The organism is Shewanella litoralis, assembly GCF_009828585.1.
In the GTDB taxonomy this organism is placed as follows: domain Bacteria; phylum Pseudomonadota; class Gammaproteobacteria; order Enterobacterales; family Shewanellaceae; genus Shewanella; species Shewanella litoralis.
In genome coordinates this window covers 98,331-118,334 of the sequence record NZ_WSRZ01000001.1, presented here as the reverse complement: position 1 = coordinate 118,334, position 20,004 = coordinate 98,331, and the positions used below count along the sequence as shown (strand labels likewise).

17 protein-coding genes and 1 other RNA gene are annotated in these 20,004 nt (G+C 43.9%); 10 read left to right on the top strand and 8 right to left on the bottom strand.

Features of this window, described 5'->3' with window-relative positions:
- The first annotated feature begins 392 nt into the window (after positions 1-392).
- From rpe to trpS, 3 genes are read left to right on the top strand one after another with little or no spacing between them, the layout of a single operon-like run.
- The gene (rpe, locus tag GQA99_RS00520; protein WP_160051897.1) at positions 393-1,061 is read left to right on the top strand and encodes a ribulose-phosphate 3-epimerase; all 669 of its coding nucleotides are present in this window, start codon (positions 393-395) and stop codon (positions 1,059-1,061) included.
- A 27-nt stretch (positions 1,062-1,088) separates the two neighbouring features.
- A complete protein-coding gene (locus GQA99_RS00515; RefSeq protein ID WP_160051896.1) occupies positions 1,089-1,781 on the top strand; it encodes a phosphoglycolate phosphatase in 693 nt (230 codons plus the stop codon).
- A 37-nt stretch (positions 1,782-1,818) separates the two neighbouring features.
- Positions 1,819-2,817 (top strand): tryptophan--tRNA ligase, encoded by a 999-nt coding sequence (gene trpS / locus GQA99_RS00510; protein WP_160051895.1) that lies wholly within the window; start codon positions 1,819-1,821, stop codon positions 2,815-2,817.
- A 107-nt stretch (positions 2,818-2,924) separates the two neighbouring features.
- Here the strand turns inward: trpS and GQA99_RS00505 are convergent, their stop codons facing one another.
- The 4 genes from GQA99_RS00505 to GQA99_RS00490 all read right to left on the bottom strand — a co-directional run bounded on the left by GQA99_RS00505 (position 2,925) and on the right by GQA99_RS00490 (position 6,370).
- Positions 2,925-3,494 carry a BON domain-containing protein gene (locus GQA99_RS00505; protein WP_160051894.1) on the bottom strand — a complete coding sequence of 190 codons (570 nt, stop codon included), beginning with the start codon at positions 3,492-3,494 and terminating at the stop codon, positions 2,925-2,927.
- The gene (locus GQA99_RS00500; RefSeq protein WP_124017505.1) at positions 3,494-4,087 is read right to left on the bottom strand and encodes a phosphoheptose isomerase; all 594 of its coding nucleotides are present in this window, start codon (positions 4,085-4,087) and stop codon (positions 3,494-3,496) included. The genes GQA99_RS00505 and GQA99_RS00500 overlap by 1 nt, the downstream gene beginning before the upstream one ends.
- 127 nt (positions 4,088-4,214) lie before the next feature.
- On the bottom strand, positions 4,215-4,541 hold the full coding sequence (locus GQA99_RS00495; protein ID WP_160051893.1) for a YraN family protein: 327 nt from the start codon (positions 4,539-4,541) through the stop codon (positions 4,215-4,217).
- Positions 4,538-6,370, bottom strand: coding sequence for a penicillin-binding protein activator (locus GQA99_RS00490; protein WP_160051892.1), 1,833 nt, complete (start codon positions 6,368-6,370; stop codon positions 4,538-4,540). The genes GQA99_RS00495 and GQA99_RS00490 overlap by 4 nt, the downstream gene beginning before the upstream one ends.
- Positions 6,371-6,459: 89 nt before the next feature.
- Here GQA99_RS00490 and rsmI point away from each other — a divergent pair, with 89 nt between their 5' ends.
- The 3 genes from rsmI to GQA99_RS00475 all read left to right on the top strand — a co-directional run bounded on the left by rsmI (position 6,460) and on the right by GQA99_RS00475 (position 10,121).
- Positions 6,460-7,302 carry a 16S rRNA (cytidine(1402)-2'-O)-methyltransferase gene (rsmI, locus tag GQA99_RS00485; protein WP_160051891.1) on the top strand — a complete coding sequence of 281 codons (843 nt, stop codon included), beginning with the start codon at positions 6,460-6,462 and terminating at the stop codon, positions 7,300-7,302.
- Positions 7,303-7,356: 54 nt separating this feature from the next.
- Positions 7,357-7,725: RNase P RNA component class A (gene rnpB, locus GQA99_RS00480), an RNA gene on the top strand.
- Positions 7,726-7,985: 260 nt separating this feature from the next.
- Positions 7,986-10,121, top strand: coding sequence for a TonB-dependent siderophore receptor (locus GQA99_RS00475; RefSeq protein ID WP_160051890.1), 2,136 nt, complete (start codon positions 7,986-7,988; stop codon positions 10,119-10,121).
- Between the two features lie 74 nt (positions 10,122-10,195).
- Here GQA99_RS00475 and GQA99_RS00470 read toward each other — a convergent pair whose 3' ends face one another.
- Complete coding sequence (locus GQA99_RS00470) at positions 10,196-11,842, bottom strand: ShlB/FhaC/HecB family hemolysin secretion/activation protein (RefSeq protein ID WP_160051889.1); 1,647 nt, start codon at positions 11,840-11,842, stop codon at positions 10,196-10,198.
- Between the two features lie 609 nt (positions 11,843-12,451).
- The gene (locus GQA99_RS00465) at positions 12,452-13,672 is read right to left on the bottom strand and encodes a threonine/serine exporter family protein (protein ID WP_160051888.1); all 1,221 of its coding nucleotides are present in this window, start codon (positions 13,670-13,672) and stop codon (positions 12,452-12,454) included.
- A 174-nt stretch (positions 13,673-13,846) separates the two neighbouring features.
- On the opposite strand from GQA99_RS00465, the gene GQA99_RS00460 reads away from it, so the two are divergent.
- The 3 genes from GQA99_RS00460 to GQA99_RS00450 all read left to right on the top strand — a co-directional run bounded on the left by GQA99_RS00460 (position 13,847) and on the right by GQA99_RS00450 (position 17,471).
- Positions 13,847-14,242 (top strand): MAPEG family protein, encoded by a 396-nt coding sequence (locus tag GQA99_RS00460; RefSeq protein ID WP_160051887.1) that lies wholly within the window; start codon positions 13,847-13,849, stop codon positions 14,240-14,242.
- Positions 14,243-14,443: 201 nt separating this feature from the next.
- Entirely contained in the window at positions 14,444-16,747 is a 2,304-nt protein-coding gene (locus GQA99_RS00455; protein WP_160051886.1) for a YgiQ family radical SAM protein, read from the top strand.
- Positions 16,748-16,868: 121 nt separating this feature from the next.
- Positions 16,869-17,471 carry a hypothetical protein gene (locus GQA99_RS00450; RefSeq protein ID WP_160051885.1) on the top strand — a complete coding sequence of 201 codons (603 nt, stop codon included), beginning with the start codon at positions 16,869-16,871 and terminating at the stop codon, positions 17,469-17,471.
- A 283-nt stretch (positions 17,472-17,754) separates the two neighbouring features.
- Here GQA99_RS00450 and GQA99_RS00445 read toward each other — a convergent pair whose 3' ends face one another.
- On the bottom strand, positions 17,755-18,018 hold the full coding sequence (locus tag GQA99_RS00445; protein ID WP_160051884.1) for a hypothetical protein: 264 nt from the start codon (positions 18,016-18,018) through the stop codon (positions 17,755-17,757).
- Positions 18,019-18,093: 75 nt separating this feature from the next.
- Here GQA99_RS00445 and GQA99_RS00440 point away from each other — a divergent pair, with 75 nt between their 5' ends.
- Positions 18,094-18,693, top strand: a complete 600-nt coding sequence (locus GQA99_RS00440) for a pentapeptide repeat-containing protein (protein ID WP_160051883.1) — start codon at positions 18,094-18,096, stop codon at positions 18,691-18,693.
- Between the two features lie 719 nt (positions 18,694-19,412).
- Here GQA99_RS00440 and GQA99_RS00435 read toward each other — a convergent pair.
- Positions 19,413-19,994: a YSC84-related protein gene (locus GQA99_RS00435; protein WP_160051882.1), complete on the bottom strand. Its 582-nt coding sequence runs from the start codon at positions 19,992-19,994 to the stop codon at positions 19,413-19,415.
- Positions 19,995-20,004 lie beyond the last annotated feature (10 nt).

Here is a 20,004-nt window from a genome sequence, read left to right as displayed (position 1 = left end):
ATGCTCGGCGCCTGAATATTTATCGCAACAAACCCGCGTGAAGTTTATGGTTTGTAGGACGACTGTAATATTCAATCTCTAGTATCTAGTATCTAGTATCTAGTATCTAGTATCAAATATAGAGTGGCTCATATTCACAATTGTATTTTATGTTCACTCAGTTGCAAATTTGTGCTGCGTTGAAAACTGACATAATAAGTAACATATTTTATTATAGCAAAATAGCTTAGATATTGAACACTGCTTTATCAGTAAAAAACAACAAATCCGACTTCCGGTCTATTTTTCGACAAATATCCGCTACTCTATGTGCTTTTTTAGCTTTTCAACCTAGAGGCTTGCAGCTGCAAGGGGTAAAATGTCGTCACTTTGATCTGCCAATAGAGAAGATTATGCGCCCATTTTTAATAGCACCATCGATTTTGTCTGCCGATTTCGCCCGTTTAGGTGATGATGTACAAGCGGTATTAGATGCCGGCACTGACGTGGTTCATTTTGATGTGATGGACAATCATTATGTACCTAACCTCACCATTGGACCTATGGTTTGTACGGCTTTACGTAAATATGGGATCACAGCAGATATTGATGTGCATCTTATGGTTAAACCGGTCGATCGTATCATTCCAGATTTTGCTAAAGCGGGTGCATCGATCATTACTTTCCATCCTGAAGCATCTGAGCATATCGACCGCACATTACAATTGATTAAAGAGTCAGGCTGTAAAGCGGGTTTGGTGTTTAATCCAGCGACGCCACTGCATTACCTTGATCATGTGATGGATAAATTAGATGTCATTTTATTGATGTCAGTGAATCCAGGTTTTGGTGGGCAGTCATTTATCCCATCAACACTCGACAAATTACGCCAGGTACGCGCGCGTATTGATGCCAGCGGGTTTGATATTCGCCTGGAAGTTGATGGCGGTGTTAAAGTGGATAATATCGCTGAAATTGCCGCCGCAGGCGCCGATATGTTTGTTGCCGGTTCTGCTATTTTCAATCAGCCAGATTATAAAGTTGTGGTTGATCAAATGCGTGCTGAATTGGCCAAAATTTAATACACGTTAGCAAAAGTGAGGTTGCCGATGAGTCAATGGGCAAATATACAAGCCATCGCGTTTGATTTAGATGGGACATTAATTGATAGCGTGCCAGATTTAGCTGCCGCGACCAATGCCACTTTAGTTGAGTGCCATTTAGCCGAAGTGTCGGACGAGCTAGTGCGCAGTTGGGTCGGTAATGGTGCGCAGGTGTTGATGCAAAGAGCATTAAGTCATGCCTTATCAATTGCTGAGGACAGCGCGGCGCTGCAAATAAAACTTGAGCAAGTTATGCCGCGCTTTATGCATCATTATGGTGAGCACTTACAGCAACACAGTCGTTTATATTCAGATGTGCTTACTGTATTGCAACAGCTAAAGCAGGCGGGTTATAAGCTGGCTGTAGTGACCAATAAACCGTACCGTTTTACCGTACCGTTGTTAACTGCATTTGGCCTTGATGGGTTATTTTCTGAGGTATTAGGCGGCGACTCACTGGCTAAAATGAAACCCGATCCAATGCCGCTACAACATTTATTACAACAATGGCAATTAGATAGCACACAATTGCTGATGGTTGGCGACTCAAAGAATGATATTTTGGCCGCTAAAGCCGCAAATGTCATGTCGATTGGCTTGACCTACGGCTATAACTACGGCGAAGATATCGGCTTAAGTGAACCGAATGCGGTATGCGAAAACTTTGCCGACATAGCGCAATACTTACTTTCTCAATAATTTGAATTTTATAAGATAATCTGGAGCAATAAAACACATGACCAAACCCATAGTTCTCAGCGGTGCACAGCCATCAGGCGAATTAACCATAGGTAATTATATGGGCGCACTACGTCAATGGGTTGCCATGCAAGATAGCCATGATTGCTTATACTGCGTTGTAGATTTACATGCCATTACGGTTCGTCAAGACCCACAAAAACTGCGTGAGGCGTGTTTAGACACTCTGGCGCTATACCTTGCTTGTGGTGTTGACCCGAAAAAAAGCACTGTGTTTATTCAATCACAAGTACCGCAGCACACTCAATTAGGCTGGGCGTTAAATTGCTACACCCAAATGGGCGAGCTAAACCGCATGACCCAGTTTAAAGACAAGTCGCAAAAACACGCCAATAACATTAACGTCGGCTTATACGGTTACCCAGTATTAATGGCGGCCGATATTTTGCTATACCAAGCCAACGAAATCCCCGTCGGCCAGGACCAAAAGCAACATTTAGAGTTAACGCGCGATATCGCTACTCGCTTCAATAACGCTTATGGCGATACCTTTACCATTCCTGAACCGTTTATTCCTGAGCATGGCGCTAAGGTGATGTCGCTGCAAGACCCATTGAAGAAAATGTCTAAGTCAGATGACAACCGCAATAACGTCATTGGGCTCCTTGAAGATCCTAAAGCGATTTTAAAGAAAGTGAAAAAAGCCATGACCGACAGTGAAGAGCCGCCAGTCGTGCGTTTTGATATCGAGCAAAAGCCAGGTGTGTCTAACTTGCTGAGTTTAATGTCTGGCTGTACTGGGCAATCTATTGCGTCGTTAGAAGCTGAGTTTGAAGGCAAGATGTATGGCCATTTGAAAGTGGCGACCGGTGAAGCTGTTGTTGGCATGCTAGATCCATTACAAGCACGCTTTAAAGAATACCGCGCTGATGATGTATTTTTAAGACAAGTCATGGCAGACGGCGCTGAAAAAGCCCAAGCGCGTGCAGAAGTGACCATTAAAAAGGTTTACGAAAAAATTGGTTTGATTGTGTAACCCAAGTCGATAATTACCTAAAGCCAGTGATGATTCACTGGTTTTTTATCCATAAAAAAGCCATCGATTGTCGATGGCTTTTCAATAATGGCATAGCGTAGATGAGGTTAAAGCTCTGTGTACTCAAACACCTTAACTACTTTACGCACACCGGCAGTATTGCGGGCAATCTCAACCGCTAAATCAGCTTGTTTACGGTCAATTAACCCAAGTAAAAATACTTCGCCATTTTCGGTAACCACTTTAATGCGGGTAATGTCGAGCGACTTTTCATTGAGCATGCGCCCTTTTACTTTGGTCGTCACCCAGGTGTCATTGCTGCGCGTGGTAAACGAGGTTGGCGTACCAATACGGATTTGATTATGTATCTTGCCGCCAATTTGTAAGTCTTGGACCACAGTAATAGCTTTATCACGCAGCATTGAGTTTGGCGCCTGGCCAATCATCAATACATTATTATTCATTACAACAGCAGCGATATTGGTTTGATTATTCAAGTCATCGTATTTAGACAAGGCGCTCGCAATCGTAAAGTCAGCATTGGTGTCGCTGATTTGCGTACTCATGCTGCGTTCATCATTTGCCATTTTAGCACCGCTCACAGCACCAACCATAACGGCACCAGCACACCCTTGAAGCAGTAATGCAAATACAGAGACGACGAATAATCTATTCATTATGCCTGCTCATCCTGTGGGAATAAGGTGCGGTCGATGTTATCGCACAAGCAATGAATGACCAGTAAGTGCACTTCTTGAATACGTGCAGTCACATTTGATGGTACACGGATTTCCACGTCACCCGCGCTCATTAAGCCAGCCATTGCACCACCGTCTTTACCGGTTAAGGCAACAATGGTCATATCGCGGCTTAAGGCTGCTTCCATTGCTTTGATGATGTTGCCAGAGTTACCACTGGTTGAAATGGCCAGTAAAATGTCACCCGGTTGACCTAAGGCTAAAATTTGCTTCGAAAAAATCTCATCGTAGCTGTAATCGTTAGCAATAGCGGTAATGGTTGATGTGTCGCAGCTTAATGCAATAGCCGGTAACGGCGGACGCTCAATTTCATAACGGTTGAGTAATTCTGCTGAAAAATGTTGCGCATCGCCAGCACTACCGCCATTGCCGCAAGATAGAATTTTATTGCCGCCAAGAAGACATTGCACCATCATCTCTGCTGCTTTTTCAATTGACTCAGGTAGCGCTTCAGCAGCATCAATTTTGGTCTGAATTGATTCGGTGAAACTATCTTTAATACGTTCTAACATGCAACAATCCTTACGATAAATAATATCCACCCATGTCGGTGACAAGCTTTTTAATACGCTAATCAATCCGCGCCGGCAATGTGGATGTATGATGCCACAAAACCAAGTGATGGTAATCAGTTGTGGCTTAAAAACAGCCTTGTAGCCAGTTTATTTCATTAATACTCATCGCAATAACATCAAAGCGACAAGGTGGATTTACTTTTTGTCTTTGTAGGTAATGATCTGCAGCTAAACGAATACGAGTGATTTGTTTAGCCGTTAGTGCATTAATGGCGCCACCAAACTGGTTAGACGCCCTAAATTTTACTTCAACAAACACCCACACTTCTTGTTGGCGCATCACTAAATCAATTTCACCAAACGGATAACGTACGTTAGCCTCTACAAACGTCAGACCTTGTTGTTCAAGATAAGTTCTGGCGTGTTGCTCTGCTAACTGGCCGCGATTCATAGCGGTTTGAGTTGTCCTTGAGTGTATTTGCCCCACGACAGCTGGCGCTCAATCACCCCGTTAGACTTCACCGACAATGCACCGCTACGTCCCATAAATTGATAGCCCGGGAACGCCCGCATTTGAGCTAAACGATTGACTAACTCAAGTGAGTCAAATCCCATCACATAGAGTCGTTTTTGGCTGTTGTTCCAGGAGCTCCATAACTCAGACACCATTTGCGTTTCGCTGCTTGGACGCATTAACCACGGTATATCACTAATCATCAAGTTATTAAGATCTTGAGCCGCCTGGGTTGACTCAGTTTCTAAACGACTACGACTGGTGGTGTATAAGGCAACAGGTTCAGAGAACACGCTGAAGTTAACGTCTAAAAATGGTTTTAATAACGCCAAGTCTTGCGAACCTGAGATCATGTAAATTGCATCAATATCCTGGCGAGAACGAAAATCTGACTCTAAGCGACTGCCCAATAAATCTTTCATTCTACTAATACGTGCCTGGCTGTCGTTTACGCCCAATGCTTCTTGTACCGCAACTTTAATTTGGTCGCCCGGGTCATAATAATGCACTTCGGCATTGTCGCTGGTTAGCGTAAGCCAAGTTTGTTTAAAGCTTTCAGCCATGCGCTTACCAATAGGGTCGTTACTGGCCAATAAAAGCGGTAATTTCACCCCGTCACTAAACAGTTTGTGTGCTGCGTCGCTGGCTTCTTGTGCTGGAGACAGCGAAAAATAAAACTGATTGGGCTGCGGATTAAAATGTTCTGTCTGATTTAAATAGAGCTGTGGAATCGTACTCTTTTGCTTGTCGTTTAGTTTTTGCAGCTCTTCTACTTCATTAGGCAACAAAGGCCCAATAATGAACTCAGCCCCTTGGGTTACTGCGTCATTATAGGCGGCCACAACACCAAGTTGAGTATCGTAAAAATTAACAGCGACATTACTGTCATATTCAGACAAGTAACTGGCGATAATCCCTTGGCGTATAGGTTCAGCAACAACGGCTCGAGGACCGGTTAATGGTAACAGTACCGCAATGTTCTGTGGTCTAAATGGTTTGGCACTTAAGGCTTTTTCAAGATCGCCTGGCAGCTTAATGGCCGCTGGGTGATATGGATTATTACGCTGCCATTCACCTAAATAGCGCACTAACTGAGTTGGTTCAACAGCATAGTGTTTAGCGATATAGCTTAGCTGTAACCACCCTGCAAAAATGGGGTTTGACGGGTCGCGCATAAACGACTGTACCGTTTCTTCTTGTAACGGCTGCAATATCGACCAAATCACATTGTTGACCGCGGTAGTTTCTGATTTAGGTAAATAGTTGCTCAGTAAGCTCAGTTGCTTGACCTGATCAATGGATTGTTGGGTATTTTTATATAGCTTGGCTTTATATTGGTGATAGCTTGCCATCTGCCAACGAGGAAGCTGCCAATGTGGTGGATATTGCAATATCTCTAATGCGGCTTCACTACTTGTTGTTTTCTCTGCAATGCGAGCACGCAAGTAAATATGTTCAGCTTGAAGTGTCGGCACATTCACCATCGACTTTTGCATCGAGGTTAAAATACTGGTAGCTGAATTAACGTTACCATTATTAATGTAAGCATGAGCCGCCAGTAATAAATAACGGTCACGCTTTTCTGGTAAACTGCTATTTTTGGCTTCGGTTAAGTAGATTTTAGCCGGATGTTCGGCGGCAACCAACGATGTGCTTATTTCGACATATTCTCTTTGCTTTCGCTGTTGCTCGGTAGCACAACCTACCAATAAGACAGAGAAAATCATCGCGCACACTAATTTTGTTGTATTCAGTCTTTTTAACACTTGGCTTCACTCTGTTAAGATACTGGCACTAGTTTAACCTGCTCTTACGCTGGGCGAAAGTATCAGGTAGATTCATTATCGAGGTAATTATGGACCAAATGGTCGCGCTGTATATTGTTCCCACCCCTATAGGTAATTTAGGCGACATCAGCGCTCGTGCATTAGAGGTGTTGCAGCAAGTCGATTTAATCGCTTGTGAAGACACCAGGCACAGCGGAAAACTGCTGAGTCACTTTGGTATTGAAACCCGTAAAACAGCATTACATGACCATAATGAGCGTGATCGTGCTCAATGGATAGTTGAGCAATTGAACGCGGGCAAATCCATTGCGCTTATATCCGATGCCGGCACTCCGCTTATTTCGGATCCTGGATATCACTTAGTTAACCATGTTCGTCAGGCTGGTCATCGGGTGGTGCCGTTACCCGGAGCATGCGCCGCGATTACGGCACTAAGCGCATCGGGGTTACCATCTGATCGTTTTAGTTTTGAAGGTTTTTTACCGTCAAAAGAAAAAGCCCGAATCGATAAGCTTGAAATGCTTAAAGAAGATCCCCGCACCTTAATTTTTTACGAATCACCGCATCGGATTGTATACAGCTTAAGCGCTATCGCACAAGTATTGGGCGACGATAGGCAAGTGGTGATGGCACGCGAAGTGACTAAAACCTTCGAAACCTTTTTAACGGGCACCGCCGCAGAAGTACTGGCTATGGTAGAAGCTGATGATAACCAGCAAAAAGGTGAAATTGTGTTAATGTGCCACGGTTTTGCTTTATCTGATGAAGAAGGCATTCCTGCAGTTGCTGTGGCGACGTTAAAACTATTAAGCGAAGAATTACCGCTAAAAAAAGCGGCCGCGATTGCAGCGCAAATTCACGGATTAAAGAAAAATGCCCTGTATAAATACGGACTAGAGTTGGATTTATAACAGTGAACGTTTTTTAGCATTGGTTTGTCGGCGTGCTTACGCTATAATCCGCGCCGAGTTGGCCAGACAGTTGCCGCGTACTTAGGTACGGGGAGGAAAGTCCGGGCTTCAAAGAGCAGGGTACCAGGTAACGCCTGGGCGGTGTGAACCGACGACAAGTGCAACAGAGAGGAGACCGCCATTTTGGCTTCGGCTAAAAATGGTAAGGGTGAAAGGGTGCGGTAAGAGCGCACCGTGCGGCTAGCAATAGTTCGTAGCAAGGTAAACTCTACCCGAAGCAAGACCAAATAGGGTTCCATTACTTTAAATAGTATATGCGCTGCTCGCGTAGGAACCGGGTAGGTTGCTTGAGCCTGTGAGCGATTGCAGGCCTAGATGAATAACTGTCCACGACAGGACCCGGCTTATCGGCCAACTCAAACCTTTCGAAATAGAAGGCCTCACAGCAATGTGAGGCCTTTTGTTCTTTATTGGCTATAGCTAATAACTGTCAACTCCTTACCCAACCCGTGCATGGCGGCAAATCGACCAACGCGCCTCTATATATTTATTCGAAAAAACCTCATTAATTACTACGTTAAATTAACAAACATCACAAATGTAAATTGTCCAAATGATAATAGTTGTCATTAACGTTTGATGCTATATTGCCGCCAAATTTTAGTGGTGTCGTTGAGAATGTTATGCAATTAAAAATGGTGAATCTTGGGTTGTTCAGCCTACTGTTACCTGTAATGAGTGTCAGTGCTGATGAGCCTGTTACCCCTATCGAGTCTGCAGAATCAATAGAGAAAATCACTGTAATGGGCCGAGCGCAAACCTTTTATCGTGAGTCTTCTAGTTCAGTAGGTACCAAAGTTGAAACCGATATCATGGATTTACCGCAATCGGTGCAAGTGTTAAATAAACAGCTTATTGTTGACCAGGCAGCTCGCGAAATTACCGATTTATACCGCTCTATCGCAGGGGTAAGTGCCTATAGTTACTCTGGCGTGACCTTTCGTGGTTTTCGTGATGACAGTAACGTATTTTATGACGGCATGCGCGGTGATCCTTTCTCCGATTTCGGTATTCCACAATTATTTAATGTTGAGCGTGTCGAGATATTAAAAGGCCCTGCTGCTGCGCTTTATGGTGGTGGGGAGCCTGGCGGCATGATCAATTATGTCACTAAAAAACCAAGTTTTGAGCAAGACAACGAAGTTAAATTGACCGCAGGCAATGATGATAGAGTCGGTGCATCTATTGACTCTAAAGGCGGCTTAACTGACAACATCGCTTACCGTTTAGGTGGTTTTTATGAGCAAAAAGACAGTTTTCGTAATAACGCAGACGCTCAAAACACTGAGTTAGCAGGCGGATTATTATTTCAGATAAACGATGATACCTCATTGACCACCATGGTTGATTATATTAAGCAGGATTTGGGTGGTAGTCGCTTACGGGGTGTACCGGTTGATGATAACGGCAATTTTTTAGTCGATCCAAGCTACAACGCAAATGAAGCTTCTGATTATCAAGATCTAGAGGCTTTAGTGTTCCAAGCACAATTACAGCACTTTTTTAATGATAACTTTAGCCTTGATACCAAGCTGCGTTATGTGGACAACGAACGAGTTCAAGGCTATCACGAGTCACAAGGCTGGGTTGATGTAAATGGTGACGGTGAAGCCAACGTTGATGATGAAACCATTAAACGTGAATACCGTAAACAATATCGTGCTAATCAAGAAATAAGCCTAACATCGGATGCTGTATATCACCTAGATAGCACAATGAAACAAACGTTATTGTTTGGTGCAGATTACCATCATGTAGACAGCGATTATGATTACTGGCGTACTCGCTACGAGGCTGATGGCGTCGCAAATCTGAACATATTTGATTTAAATTATGGTGAAAGCGATTCGGCCGATTACACCTTAACGGATCAAAATCGCGATGGAGAAAAAACTGAACGCATAGGGTTTTATACTCAAGACCAAATTAGCCTAACAGACAGCTGGTTACTGCTGGTTGGCCTACGTTACGATCATTTTAATGATTATGACAAAGAGAGCGGTTTTGAATTTAGCGACGATCATGTGTCGCCACGCGCTGGTGTGGTGTATAAATACTCACCCGACACCTCATTTTATGTGAACTACTCTGAAAGCTTTAACCCCAGCTCTATAGGTGATCAAGAAGATGCCAGTGCTGATGGGGCTTTGGCCCCCGAAATTGGTGAGCAAATTGAGATAGGGGTTAAAAACCAGTGGTTTGACGGCAGTGTGATGACCACAATAGCAGCGTATCAAATTACTAAAAAAGATGTCGCCATGAGCAATCCTGACGACACCGGCGCCGACGATGGTATTGCCGCGCTAGTCAGCTTAGGTAAGGTTGAAAGTAAAGGACTTGAGTTTACCCTAGTTGGTGACATTACAGCTAACTGGACCATTATGGCTAATTATGCTTACAACGACGCTCGCGTGACTCAGGGGGATCTTGATGATACTTATGCCGATGGCAGCCGATTTGCTAATGCTCCACGCCATCAAGCAGGTTTATGGACTCGTTATGATATCGACAGTTTGCAATCGGCCATTGCATTTGGTGCAGATTATGTCAGTGAGCAAGTCAGTGCCGATGCGCAAATAGTAAAGCCATACACTGTTTTTGACATGAGCTGGACCACCACCTGGCAACAAACCCAGTTGCAGTTGAATGTGAAAAACCTATTTGATAAAGAATATGCAGTCAGTGGATTCTCTGAGCGTAATGGCCATTTCCCCGGCGCGCCAAGAGAAGTGGTGATGCAGGTGTCACATCACTTTTAAGCCAATTTAAATCTAAAACCTAATAATACCCCGCTCGGCAAACTTAACTCAATTGTCGAGTAGGGCTTTTTCGCCTAAAAATGTTCTTTAACCTGGAACCTAAATTCCCACGAATTAATGTCGTTACCCGATGTCATTGGCATGGCAATATCAATATGGGCGACGTTGCCGTAACTCGATTTTGATGAATACAATCGGGCGCCAATCCCAATACTCCCAATAGGGCCGCTGACTTCGTTTTGTTGATCTGGGCCGCCAGAGGCTTGGCCTATATCGGCAAACAGTGCCCAGCCTAATTCTGCTAATTGATATAAATTGATATTAGGGTAATAACGGATTTCGCTGGTAAATAACCATTGATTATCACCATGTTGATAATCGTTAGGATAACCTCGTACACCCGTCTCGTCTCCTAAGGCAAAGGTTTGATCGAGATAGTTATTGTGTGATGTAGCGACTCTAGCTTTAGAGTAGGCAGTCCATTTAGGGTTTATTTGATGGAAGTATTCTGCCGATAAACCCACATTATAAAAGTCTTGTTGACCTGTTTGTATGTCAGTTCTGCCAGTTAAACTCATTAGCAGTAATTGATTATCTTGCTGCCAGCCACGGGTGGTTAATACATTTAAGTGATAACCCAGCGCTGAACTGTCGGCAACATCATTGGTTTCTAGGCCAAGGGTGACCACATGGCGCCAGCCTAGGTTAAAGTCTTCGTTGTTATTGATTAAGTGAATGTTATTGAGCACGGTGTACTGGTCTTGTAAGTATTCGTAACTTAGCCAGGGGTAAATAAAATCACGGTCTAACGGCAGTGGTGAATCAGGATAGATATCAAGGTTATTAAACAGGTGCTGCTCTTGTGTTATACCAACACTGATGCGCTGTAAGTAATCGGCTTGTCTATCGACTAACCAGCCAAAACCGATATTGGCATAATCGATAATATGCTCAAATTCGTAAATGTCTTTGCCATTTTGTCTAATGGTGTCAATGCGAGTATCGGTCGACCACGCTGCGCCATACATATCTTTGGTGTCTAAGGCATAAAAGGGTTTATTAAAGGCTAATGCCGAGGCTTGTCCGTCGCTGTTGTCATAAAAATCTACGGCAATATTGCCATGTTTAACCCATCTCACTGGCGCATCAAAGGCAAATTTATAACCCGTTCTGTCGGCACTTGATTGGTATTTTATTTTGGTTTGTACGCCTAAACCCAGTAAGTTATCTTCTTTAATCCCGAACGAGTATTTGGTATCGCCACCGTTTTTACTCAAACTTACCGTGGGCAATAGCGACCAGTTGTCCCAGGTCTCTACTAATACTACGTCTTCAACATTGTCTTCGGCGAGCGGGTCTTTGCGGGCGATATTAATTTCGGCATCACGAATATAAGGCTCATAACGCAGTAGGCGTTGGGCTTCATGGAGATCTTTTTCGGTGATTTTATCGCCTTCTTCAAAACTTAAGCTATTGAGAATGGTCGATTCTTGGGTGTTGATGTGTAAGTAGTTAGCCCAACGATGGAGAAAAATAGCGTCAGGGGCTGACTCATCAAAAATAGGGTGGCTGACAATGACGATACTAGCGACCTTGTCGACATCATGTTTGTTCACTGTCGATACAGCGGGTGGGCTTTCCACCGGCTCATCATTAGCGCTGGCGCTAGTGTGAGAGAGCAAAATGACGAAAAAACCGGCTGCCATTACAAATCTTGGCATAAATTCGTCCTCAATATTATTTTTGTTATATGTCACGGATACGTAAAACGTTAAATTAGTGTAAGTAAAATGAGGCGTTTGCGTTATCGCTTGCCTTAATAACACACTTGAATGAGACAATAGTCAATGATTAATACCAATTCCACTCATTATCTGGTCATTCAGCGGGGGTTCTGTGTCTTCTAGGCAAGTAATAGGATTGTAGGCATAGTTGCTCTCGGCAACTGCTCCTGCGTTGCTCTACCTCCTGCATCCATGCAGTCGTCGGCAACAGCTCCTGCGTTGCTCTACCTTCTGCATCCATGCAGTCGTCGGCAACAGCTCCTGCGTAGTCGTACGTCAAAATGCAATTAAGCAGTATAGAAGGCACAGAAACCCGCCTTGCAGGAGGCGCTCAGACTGTCCATTTCTTTGTTGCATTGTCTTAGAAGTGAATACCCATTATTTCAACAATGCGCCTCAAACTGGACAGTCTGAGTGACTATGATTGGTCACATAATTAATGGAAATGGTATAACGTATGTTTTTATATTCAGTGCCAAAGAAAAGGGCTGCACATTATGCAGCCCTGGTATTTGCAGTCGTTCGATAACAACGAGGAGTAAAAATTTACAATGAACGGCGCGGCGGTACTACAACGTTGGCAAAAATCAGCCCCGCAATTAACGACATAAAAATCAGAAAAATTTGCGAGCCTAAATGTGCTTGGTTAAGCATAGTCTCACCCGATATCAGCGCGTTTAAACCTATATAGGTTTTACTGCCGGGTACCAAAATAACAATCCCTTGCAGTAAGGCAATCGACACCGGGGCTTTCATCCAACGTGCATAGAGGTTGGAGTAAATACCAACTGCCAATGCACCAACAAAAATACCAATCGACTCCCCTAAATAAATACCGCCAAGCATGGCCGAGAAAAAGGCCACAATACCGGCAAACACGCCCCAGGGAGAGTCTTTTAGGCGCGCTTTAAAAATAATCACCAATGACATAGACAACAACGGCACCGCCGACCATATTGCCCAGCGAGGTAAGGGGATAGGCTCAATATAGGTCACATCACCAAATATGGCTTTACCAATGGTCATGCCGAGCACCGCACCAAAATACAGTTTAAATAACTGCATTACCGCATCCATAATGCGTGCAGTACCAGAGATTAAATCGCGCGCTGCAAGTTCAGCTAAACCCAGCGTAAGCGCTAGGCCCGGCACAAAGATAATAATCCCCGATAAAATGGTCACCGGTAAATTAATGCTCGGGTCAAACTGAGAAATCGCCGTCGCTAAAATTGCGCACATTACCGCCGCCATAGGTTCGAGCATTTCAGCAATGCGCTTTGAGCGTTCGGCCCAAAATACTAAACTGTAAACTAACAGCCCAAGAATGGCCGACCAAAAAACATCATGCCACCCTGTGCCCATTAACATGGCAAACGCACCAGCACTTGAGCCAAAGGCAAGCAGTGTTAGTTTGTGGCCATAAGGATTCGGTTTATTGGCGATTTCTTCTAAACGTTCTAGTGCTTCTTGTAAGGTACGTTGGCCTGAGCTGAGCTCTTCAACTAATTCAAAAGTTCGTGCCAGTGAGCCTAAATCAAGGTCACCTGGCTTCACGCGCGCGACGTGGTTATATTCTTGTTCTGTATCGTGTTGCAGTACAAAAGTCATCGAAGTGGGTGATATTAAAAAATAGCCTTCAATGCCTAAGGTGCTGCATACGGTTTGCAAGTGAGATTCTAAGCGATACGCAGGTGTGCCGAATTTATGTAGGGCTTTACCTAATTTAATGATAAATCTACGTTTTTCTAAAAAATCCTGATTATCCACTGGGCGATAGTCACTCTTGTTAGGGTATAGGGCTTATTTTGGCGCGAATATTAACCGATAAGGGCGTGTGTTTATAGCCAAACTGATTCAAAATGTGGTTTTAACTCATATTAGCATTGTGATATTAAATGCTAATGTCAAAATAATAATTATAGTCGAATTAAGGATTAAGGCATGACATTGATGATTTCGGGATTATACGCAGGGTTAACTGCACTATTGTTACTTGGGTTGGCTTATAAAGTGGTTAAGTTGCGTCGATTTAATAAAATAGGCATTGGCGATGGCGGTAACCAGGAATTATCACTTGCCATTCGCGCCCACGGTAATTTAGTTGAAAACGCTCCAGTAGTCATGGTGTTATTGGTGTTAGCTGAACTCAACGGCATGCCAGATTATTTATTGCACATCGTTGGTACTGTTTGGATTGTTGCTCGTCTATTGCACGCCATTGGGCTTAACCAGGGTAAAGGCGGACTTCATTTTGGCCGTTTTTGGGGGGTATTAATGACCTGGCTAGTGCTATTAAGTTTAGCTGTTGCTAATATTGGTTTCTTTTTAGGTCTGTAGTCGTCTAATCCGTGGTGATACGCGCTTATCACCACTTTTTATAGGGTTAATTGCTGATAAAAATATTTCACTTTTGCTGCTTTTTTAGTCACACTTAGTGCCACTGTACTGCTATACTCCGCGTCCGTTAAATTCAGCTTTAGGCTGAGGTTATCATCGGATCAGTTAGACTGATTTTCCCCATTTATGTAGGTCATATACATGCAAGTTGAGTCAACGTTATTTAATTATCCAAAGTTTTGGGCGCATAGCTACGGAACAGCACCTTTTTTACCCATGTCTCGCAAAGAGATGGATATTTTAGGCTGGGATAGTTGCGATATTATCGTCGTCACAGGCGATGCGTATGTAGACCATCCAAGTTTTGGTATGGCGGTGATTGGGCGCATGCTTGAAGCCCAAGGTTACCGTGTGGGAATTATTTCTCAGCCAGATTGGTCAAGTAAAGAAGACTTTATGCAGCTTGGTCGTCCTAACCTGTTTTTTGGGGTTACGGCTGGCAACATGGATTCGATGATTAACCGCTACACCGCCGACCGTAAATTACGTCATGACGACGCCTACACCGCCGGTGATATTGGCGGTAAACGACCAGATCGTGCGGTAACTGTATACACCCAGCGTTGTAAAGAAGCCTTTAAAGAAGTACCTGTGGTCATTGGTGGTATTGAAGCCAGCTTGCGCCGCATTGCCCATTACGATTACTGGTCAGATAAAGTGCGTCGCAGTGTCATTTTTGACGCCAAAGCCGATATTTTGATTTACGGCAACGCCGAGCGTCCACTAATGGAAGTGGCTCGTCGTATTGCTGCAGGCGAAGCCATCAGTGATATTGACGATGTACGCGGCACTGCGGTAATGCGTAAAGACCCAATGCCGGGTTGGCGCGGTATGGACTCGCGTAAAATAGACCAGCTACATAAAATTGAGCCGCTTCCAAACCCTTACGGCGCTGATGATGTGGGTTGCAGTAATTTATCAGGGCCAACAGACAACAAAATTTTTGATAACGATGCGCCAAAGCCTATTAGTATTCAGCCGCCTCGTCCTAAGCCATGGGAAAAAACCTATGTGCTATTGCCTGCTTTTGACAAGGTCAGCGAAGACAAATATTTATACGCCCATGCATCGCGTATTTTGCACCAGGAGCAAAATCCAGGCTGTGCTCGCGCGCTATTTCAGCCGCATGATGCCAACCGTGGCGTTTGGGTTAACCCACCTGCCTGGCCATTGAATACAGATGAAATGGATGCCGTATTCGACTTGCCGTATCAGCGTGTGCCGCACCCAGTTTATGGCAAAGAGAAAATCCCTGCTTACGACATGATCAAAACCTCAATCAACATTATGCGTGGTTGTTTTGGTGGCTGTTCATTCTGTTCGATTACCGAGCACGAAGGGCGAATTATTCAAAGTCGCTCGCAAGAGTCGATCATTAAAGAGATTAAAGACATTCAAGAAAAAGTGCCTGGTTTTACCGGGGTTATTTCTGACTTAGGTGGCCCAACAGCCAACATGTATCGTTTAGGCTGTACCAGCGAAAAAGCCGAAAAAACCTGTCGTCGTTTGTCGTGTGTGTATCCGTCTATTTGTGGCCATTTAGGTACAGATCATAAGCACACCATCGATTTATACCGTGCGGCTCGCGATGTGCCAGGTATTAAAAAGGTACTCATTGCCTCGGGTGTGCGTTACGACTTAGCCATTGAAGACCCTGACTACATCAAAGAGTTGGCTAAACATCATGTGGGCGGCTATTTAAAAATTGCTCCAGAGCACACCGAAGAGGGCCCACTCAGTAAAATGATGAAGCCGGGCATGGGCACTTACGACAAATTTAAAGAGTTGTTTGATAAGTTTTCAAAAGAAGCCGGTAAAGAGCAGTTCTTAATTCCGTACTTTATCTCTGCGCATCCTGGCACTACCGATGATGACATGATTAACCTTGCGCTATGGCTTAAAGGGCAAAAGTTTAAGCTTGATCAAGTACAAAACTTTTATCCATCGCCTATGGCTAACGCCACGACGATTTATCATACCGAGCTTAATTCGTTGAAAAACGTTAAGCACGACAGTGAGCAAGTCAGCGTGCCGAAAAAAGGTCGCCAACGTAAATTGCATAAGTTCTTATTACGTTATCATGATCCAGCGGGCTGGCCTATGATCCGCGAAGCCTTAGTCGCCATGGGTAAAGAGCACTTAATTGGTAATGGTCCGCAACATTTGGTGCCGCCAGAAACACGTAACGAGCAAAATAAAGTGAAGTGGGGCCAAAAGCCAGCTGCTAAAGCTAAAGACCAGGGTGGCCAAAAAGCCATGACCCGTTTTTCTGCCGACCAATTTGAAGACCGCAAAGGCGCATCAAAAGCAGATAAATCCAAAGCTAAGCCTGCAGGGCAAAAGCCAAAGACAACGGCAAAAAACACCGCTCAGCCAGCTAAAGCAACAGGGGCTAAACGACCAGCAAAAACCGGTTGGGCTACCAAGTCTAAATACGCGAAGTAAACTGTAAGCTTATAATAAACACTAAACCCGCATTTATGCGGGTTTAGTTTATCTGGGCCTCACTTCGCAAAGCGTGTACCCTGTGTGCAAGAATAATATCAATAAGCAAGGGATCAGCAATATGGCTAAAACGAGTACATTATGTGGTTACATCACTCGCGCATTAGTATGTAGCGCGGCATTAATCGCCGGCCCAAGTCACGCCGCGAATTCAGTGCAACATCAACAATTTTTTGAGTCGATAGCCAAACTTTGCGGCCAGGCGTTTGCTGGTAAAATCACTGCTGGTGGCAGTGAAGATGATGGCTTTAGCGGTAAAGCACTGATTATGCATGTACGCGAATGCAGTGACACAGAGCTAAAAGTGCCTTTTCATGTAGGCGAAGACCATTCACGCACCTGGGTTATCACCCAAACTGACACAGGCTTACGCTTAAAGCACGATCACCGCCACAAAGACGGCTCTGAAGACAAGGTCACTATGTACGGTGGCGACACTCGCGACGTGGGTACCGCCAATATGCAATCGTTCCCAGTGGATGATGAGTCGATAGTCAATTTTAAACAAAATGGCTTAGATCAATCGGTCACCAATGTGTGGCAGATGATGATTGAAGCACATACTTTTACGTATCGCTTAACGCGCGAAAATCGTGATTTTAGGGTGGAGTTTGATTTAACCAAACCGGTTGCGTTACCACCTGTACCGTGGGGGCATGAGTAAGCTGTCGCTGAACCCATATATTGCTTCCAGCGACATAAACGCCATTAGTTACGTCTTCCCGGCAACGCTTTTGAGCCGGGATCCAGGTGTTAGCTTTTGTTGTTTGGTCGTTTTTTGCTTATGGCCTGCGGCCACTAACGTCGTGGCGCTTCGCCCACACCAGAGTATGAATAAACGTTACTCTGGTTCAAGTAAACTCCATTAGATACGTCTTCCCGGCAATGCTTTTGAGCCGGGATCCAGGTGTTTGTTGTCTTGCTTATGTACTTATGTACTTATGTACTTATGGCCTGCGGCCACTAACGCTTAAGATCGCAAGGTTCCACCCTGCACGGGCCAAAAGGGGATCAACAGCAATCCCCTCTTTACTTTTTATAAAAGAACTGGCCTGTGCCGTTCCGGCAACATTTTCGCTTTTTATCCAAACAACAGCAGCGAAAATATTGCGACGGAAAATTATCGAGCTTTTTACCGCGTTTGTAGCCTGCTTCAGCCACCTCTTTATGGTAAAGAATGAAAATGCTAACGCTTCAGATGGGGTGTTCATTCCATCACATTGACTATCTTGTTTACTCGATCTGCCTGATGTACTGTCTAGAAAAGTGTTGGTGGATGGGAAATCATGAAAGTGTTACTTGATGGTGAGAGTTATCTAGATATTTTGTTTGAAAAACATCTTGGCTCGCATAAACACTTTAATCATATCGAATTTGAGGACTGTCAGTTTGTAGACTGTGATTTCTCCGAAACTCAGTTCAAAAATTGTAAATTCCTTAATTGTATATTTGAACGATGTAATTTCAGCTTGGTTGACCTTTCTAATTCAAAGCTGTTTGAAGTTAGGTTTCAAGATAGCAAATTAATCGGTGTTGATTGGGCGAAAGCTGAATGGGCTATATACCACTTAGATTTTGAACTTAACTTTACGCGTTGTATTTTGAATGACTCATCATTTTTTGGGCTTAAATTGCACGAGTTAGTCTTGGATGAATGTAAGTTACATGATGTTGACTTTCGCGAGGGTGACTTTACAAATTCATCAATGACTTATTGTAACTTTAGGCATAGTTTATTTATGAGAACAAATTTACAAGGGGTCGATTTCAGTGACTCAGAAGAATACGTTATTGACGTGTTTGAAAATAATGTGAAAAAGGCACGATTTTCAAGGAGCGAAGCACTGAGCCTATTAGAAAGTTTAGGTGTTGAACTCGTTGACTGAAAGTCTTACTGACGTTTAAGACGAGTTTCGAATGCTTAGTGGGATTAACATAGCTATAAAATAAAATTAGTCTAATAATCAACACCTTACTAGGTTTATATCTCTAGTGTTAGAGGCGCTTCTTATTTCGAATCATGTTGTTTAAATCTCCAAAATGTTATTTTAAAGTGAGCTTTCAAGTGCCCCAATTCAGCTCTGAACTTGAGGCCGTTGAAGAAAATGACGTGAGCTAGCCATGGATGGCGAGCTAGCTTTGGAGGGGAAGGGACGCCCCATCTGAAGCGTTAGCATTTTCGAATAAGGTCGAAGAACACTCAGACGAAGTTAAAAGCTGGATTTGACCACGTCGCGAAATTATCGCTTTTCAGATAATTTTGATGTGGCGGCTGGGAGTTCCAAGAGGGAACAGCCGTTGGTTTCCTCTTGGTCTGGTGTGGGCGAAGCGCCACGACGTTGGTGGCCGCAGGCCATGAGTACAAAGCTAAACACCTGGATCCCGGCTAAAAGCATTACCGGGACGACAAGAATATTGTTAATAAACCTTTGTGAAAAAACGAATTTGCAATATGAATCAACTGACCCAAAACAATTCAGGCTGCCAATGGCAGCCTGAATGATTTATACACAAAAAACCTGAAGATGCTCTGAAACACGTCTCTTCAAGTTGATTGGGTCTATAAGCTACGAGTAAAACTCGAACTCATTTAAACGCATTTGAATTACTTAGCATCAAACGTAAACGACTGTCCAGCTAGGGCTGCTTCAAACATCAAGCCGCCTTTGGCTGCAGTGAAAATAGCCATGCCATTAATGTATTTAGCAGCCGCATTATGATTACTGCCAGCTTGACCTGCGCCTGCTGAATTACCCGTAGTGCCAACCTGGGCATTGGCACCTAAGTTAATCGCCACGGCTGACGCTTGAGCGCTAAACTCAAAACTGCCGCTGGTGAACTCATTATAGGCTTTGGCATCTTTAAAAAAGATAATCTCACTGTAAGCCTGACCGCCGAGCTGAAATCCTATCGACAACTGAGTTAAGCTTGAATCACCCATGTGTGTTCCAGCCTGATAAACACGACCATTACCATAAGCCGCGCCAATGCCAATGCCGCCTTTAGCGACGGTAGGGAAAATAGCATAACCATAAGCTGAATTAAAAAAGTGCTGTGTTTCAGTGGCTTTTTTAAAATTGGTAATAGCCTCGCCATAGGCGTCATTATTTGCCAAAGCAGAAAATGAAAACACTAAGCTAAATAACACTAATATGCTTGAAAAAAATACATTTGTTGAACGTTGCATAAATCACCTC